Genomic DNA, 5,154 nt, shown 5'->3' with positions numbered 1-5,154 from the left:
GAAGATCAGTCCGGGCGGGCACTGGATGAATATTACCGGCATAGCGACCACAAAGGCAAAGCTGGACCTGGACAAAGGAATTATGGTGCACGCGATCGCGGCGGCAACGCTGATGGACGGATTTATCAGTTGCTGGGATGAAAAGTACCGCAGCAGCCGCGTCCGGCCGGAAACGGTGATTACCCGGTCGATCGATCCCAAATGGCAGCCGCTCCTGCAAACCCCGCCATTCCCCGAGTACACCAGCGGGCACAGTGTAATCTCCACGGCCGTAGCGGAGGCACTTACTTATCTTTTAGGCGATCATTTCTCATTTCGCGATGATACCGAGGTGATTTTTGATCTGCCGACACGTGATTTTAAATCATTCAGACAAGCTGCGGAAGAAGCGGCTATCTCGCGGTTGTACGGCGGGATTCACTACCGCGATGCGATTGAGAACGGGCAGGAGCAGGGCAAAGCAATCGGTCAGTTTGTTGTAGAAAAGCTTAAAAACAGCGGCATCAAGCCGGTACTCTGACATTAAGTGCTGGTTAGTAATCAAACTTGGACCAAAATTGGATAGTTTTGAAAACTGTTTTAAGCAATTTCAATCATGATCAGAGCACTGTCGCTCCTTCTTGCATTCGTTTTTTCGGCTGGCTGTTTGTTTGGGCAAAACCCGGCGGGCGCTGAATGGAGAAAAGACAGGGAAGCCTCGGCTGTGCTGGTCAAAGAGCAGGATGCGAATGTGAACAAGCCGCCTAAATGGGAATATGGTCTCAGTGGTGGCTATGCCTACCGGCTTTTCAGGCCTGGCAAGATCTCGGACGTGGCGACCAAGAACTACGTGGATGATCTGAAATCCGGGTTTGCTGCGGGCGCGAATGTATCTTATTTCCACTGGCAAAAAGTGGGTTTCGGGCTGCAATACGAATATTATCAGGGGAATGCAGCTTCGGAGGATGGATTAAAGGAAAATGTGACGATCCAACACCTGAGCGGCTCGGTGATCTACCGGCACTATCTTAAAAATCATACAACCTCGGTACTCAGCTCATTTATGCTGGGTTACCAGCCCTACCAGAACAAAGCTGCATTGAACGGGGAGCAGCTTACATTCACGGGCAAGACCATGGGCTGGGGTATCAGTGTAGGGCTGGAACAAAAAATCAGCAGGCATTTTGCCCTTCATCTGACCGGTAACGCCATGATGGGGGCGATTTACAGAATGCAGCGAAAAACGGATGTCAGCACCCAGACACTCCATCTGTCCAAAGACGACAGCGTCGACCTCTCCCGCGTTTCACTCACGTTCGGATTGCGGTTTTTTTAATTTCAATGTTCATATCGCCAGTCCATCGATCTTTCAACTAGCATTAAGTAAGGGAAAAATTGGATTCGGGAGTCTTCTAAGTATTAGTGTTATATCTTTCCGGAAAATTTCAGAGTAAACCCGGACAGGATGCCAGGCAATGCGCGGTATTCCGTTATTTTGGATCTTAATTCTAAACTCTTACAAGGCTAATTTTATTCGCATGACAAAATTGCTGCACTGCGGCCACTCCTGGCTGCTGATTTTTACAATCATATCCATTACACTACTTACAAGCAGCGTTGTCGAGGCGCAAAAGAAGGAACCGGTTGTCGTTTTCGTAACCGGCGACCACGAGTATAGCGGCGAAGAAACGCTCCCAATCCTGGCTGCCGAGCTGGAAAAGAACTATGGCATGAGAACCGTTTTCCTGAAAGCCAAAGACGGACCCAACGACGAGAAGAACATTCCCGGCCTGGAAGCGCTGAAAGATGCGGATCTGGCTATATTCTATCTCAGATGGCGACAGCTGCCTCCCGATCAGCTTGCCCACATTGATGCTTATCTAAAAACAGGGAAGCCGGTCATGGGTTTCCGCACGACAACCCACGCGTTTAACTTTCCAAAAGGCCACGAGAGTGAGAAATGGAATGCATTTGGCGAGTTTGCATTGAACTCACCTCCGGGCTGGGGCGGTGCTGCCAGGCATACGCATTACGGGCATGAAAGCAGTACAGATGTAACCGTTATTCCTGAACAGGCTAAAAATCCGATCCTTACCGGTGTTAAAGGGCCTTTTCACGCGCGCTCCTGGCTTTACCGCGTGCTGCCCGACTATCCGACAAAAGGTTCGACCTGGCTGTTAATGGGCAAATCGGTAAACCCGGACAAGGAAGCAATTGAAAATCCGGTAGCCTGGACGGGTACCAACTCATTCGGTGCCAAAGTTTTCATGACAACCCTTGGGCACCCGGAAGATTTTAAACTTGAACCTTTTCAGCGCCTGATCGTGAATGCAATTCACTGGGAACTGGGAATGCCTGTTCCTAAATGGAAAGGCAAGATGAACATCGACGTTGCCTACCGCGGCATGAAATAGTAGTACCTGCATACATCCTAATCCCAACTTTTAAGAATACAATAAAATGTCCAAACCCAGAAGAATCAGCGTTCACGTATCGCTTATTGCATTTGGATTGGCGCTGATTGCATTCAGTGCTTTCAAATTCAATCAATCCGCTTCCATTACCCTTCAAAAAGGCGCACATATTGTTCTGCTTGGCAATAATCTAGGTTCGCGAATGATGAACTACGATCATTTCGAAACGGAGCTGCACGTGCGTTATCCTCAGAATGAGCTTTTTATCCGGAATATGTGCGACGGCGGTGATACGCCGGGTTTCAGACCGCACGCAAGCCGCAATTCGCCCTGGGCTTTCCCCGGCGCTGAAAAATTCCAGACAGAACTGGCAAATCCTTCACAAAGCGAAGGACATTTTGATACGCCGGATCAATGGCTGACGCGGTTAAAGGCGGATGTGATTGTTGCGTTTTTTGGCTATAATGAGTCTTTTCAGGGCAAGGCAGGTTTGGCCAATTACAAGGCTGAGCTGGACGCATTTATCAAATACACATTGTCTCAGAAATACAACGGCAGCACCGCACCTCAGCTCGCTATCGTTTCCCCAATCGCATTTGAAGACCTGACGGACAGGTACGACCTGCCAAACGGTAAAAAGGAAAACGAGAATTTGCTGTTGTATACCAATGCAATGAAAGAAGTTGCAGGAAAGAATGGCGTTCTTTTCGTAGATGCATTCGCGCCTTCACAGAAATGGTACGCTGAAACCAAGGAGCCGCTTACCATTGATGGATCGCAGCTGAATGAAGCAGGTTACAAAAAGCTGGGTTTGTTGCTTACAGATCAGATTTTCGGGAAATCTTCACCCAAAGCAGAGGCCAACAGGAAGCTGGTTCACGAAGCTGTGGATGAGAAGAACTGGATGTGGCACAACGATTTCAAGATACCAAATGGCGTGCACGTGTATGGTCGCAGGTATAATCCATTTGGACCTGATAACTACCCTGCGGAGATCGAGAAGATCCGTGAAATGACGGATATCCGCGATAAGGCGATCTGGCTGGCTGCTTCCAAAGGAGAGAAGACGGACCTGGCTGCGGCTGACAAGAACACGAAGCCGCTTCCTCCGGTGAAAACGAATTTTAACCCGGAAAAAAATGGCAGCCTCACTTACCTGTACGGACAGGATGCATTAAGCAAGCTAAAAGTGCCGCAAGGTTATAAGATAGAGCTTTTTGCTTCCGAGGAGGAGTTTCCTGACCTGGCGAAACCAATGCAGATGTCTTTTGATAATAAAGGCCGTCTCTGGATTGCGACCATGCCAAGTTACCCGCATTACAAGCCCGGTGATTCAAAGCCCAACGACAAGATCATTATCCTGGAAGATACCAACAACGATGGCAAGGCGGATAAGCAAACAGTTTTTGCCGACGGGCTGCATTTACCGCTTGGATTCGAGATTGCTCCCGAGGGTGTATATGTGTCTCAAGGCACCAACCTGAAATTTTTTGCAGATACAAACGGAGACGATAAGGCGGACAAAATGGAAATCCTCCTTAGCGGCTTTGATGACCACGATACCCACCACAACAGCCACGCGTTCACAGTAGATCCGTCAGGGGCTATTTACTCGGGAGAGGGTGTTTTCCTGCACACCAATGTAGAAACTTCTTACGGGCCCGTGCGTGCTACAAACGGCGGTTTTTACAGATATGCGCCTCAGTTGAAAAAGCTGGAACGTACCGCGCAGTTGTCGATCCCTAACCCGTGGGGTATTGCATTCGACGATTGGGGGCAGCCGTTTTTTGCTGAAACATCCAGCCCGGATGTACGCTGGATGCTGCCGGGGGCTGTGTTGCCAAGATATGGAGAGGCTACGCACAAATCGGTGCAGCTGGTGGAGGAAAAGCATCGCGTACGCCCGACTTCCGGTCTGGAATTCGTTTCCAGCCGCCATTTTCCAGACGAGTTACAGGGTGATTTCCTGATCAATAATACCATTGGATTTTTGGGTACAAAAGAGCATACGCTGGTAGATGACGGGACAGGTTATAAAAGTCAACACCGCCAGGACCTGGTGGTGAGTGAAGACCGCAATTTCCGTCCGGTTGATATGGAGTTTGCGCCTGACGGATCCCTGTACGTGATCGACTGGCACAATATCCTGATCGGCCACATGCAGCACAATGCACGAGATCCTTTGCGTGACCATTCTCACGGCCGCGTGTACCGCATTACTTATCCTTCGCGGCCTCTGGTAACGCCTGCCAAAGTAGCCGGCGCGAGCATTGAAGAGCTTTTAAATAACCTGAAATTACCGGAATACCGCACCAGATACAGGACAAGAAGAGAGCTGAGAGGACGGAATGCAAATGAGGTTTTAACCAAAATGAATACCTGGATTGCCGGGTTGGACAAAAAAGATCCGAGATACGAGCACCATTTACTGGAAGGATTATGGGTAAGCTGGGGATTGAACAAAGTGGACCAGAAACTGCTGAAACAATTGCTGAAAGCGAAGGATTATCACGCACGGGCTGCTGCTGTGGAGGTAGTACGTTACACTGGTCACCAGGTACCCGACCAGGCTGCGCTGTTGATGCAGGCTGCCAGGGATGAGAATAGCAGGGTGCGCCTGGTAGCTATTGTCGCTGCCTCGTGGATCGGTAAAGAAAAGGGTTTGCCGATACTGGCGGAAGCCAAGAAAATGCCGCTCGACGACTGGATGATCCACGCCTGGGAAGCTGCCGAGGCGCATCTGAATGACAGGAATGTTAAA

4 protein-coding genes are annotated in these 5,154 nt (G+C 49.6%); all 4 read left to right on the top strand.

Annotated elements, in window-relative coordinates; genetic code table 11:
- On the top strand, positions 1–520 hold a 520-nt coding region (locus ACTIE6_RS17070), incomplete at its 5' end, for a vanadium-dependent haloperoxidase (RefSeq protein WP_439557793.1).
- Between the two features lie 75 nt (positions 521–595).
- Positions 596–1,315, top strand: coding sequence for an outer membrane beta-barrel protein (locus ACTIE6_RS17065; protein WP_439557792.1), 720 nt, complete (start codon positions 596–598; stop codon positions 1,313–1,315).
- Positions 1,316–1,517: 202 nt separating this feature from the next.
- Complete coding sequence (locus tag ACTIE6_RS17060) at positions 1,518–2,393, top strand: ThuA domain-containing protein (RefSeq protein WP_439557791.1); 876 nt, start codon at positions 1,518–1,520, stop codon at positions 2,391–2,393.
- A 46-nt stretch (positions 2,394–2,439) separates the two neighbouring features.
- Positions 2,440–5,154, top strand: a 2,715-nt coding sequence (locus tag ACTIE6_RS17055; protein WP_439557790.1) for a PVC-type heme-binding CxxCH protein, incomplete at its 3' end; no start/stop codon positions are given.

The organism is Dyadobacter sp. (assembly GCF_051859145.1).
Classification (GTDB): domain Bacteria; phylum Bacteroidota; class Bacteroidia; order Cytophagales; family Spirosomataceae; genus Dyadobacter.
The sequence above is the reverse complement of the archived record's forward strand: the minus strand, read 5'-3'. Positions and strand labels throughout refer to the sequence as shown.

What these genes read in the sequence shown, in the direction of transcription:
- ACTIE6_RS17060 (WP_439557791.1), top strand. Translation starts at nt 1,518, where the DNA reads ATGACAAAATTGCTGCACTGCGGCCACTCCTGGCTGCTGATTTTTACA.
- ACTIE6_RS17065 (WP_439557792.1), top strand. Translation starts at nt 596, where the DNA reads ATGATCAGAGCACTGTCGCTCCTTCTTGCATTCGTTTTTTCGGCTGGC.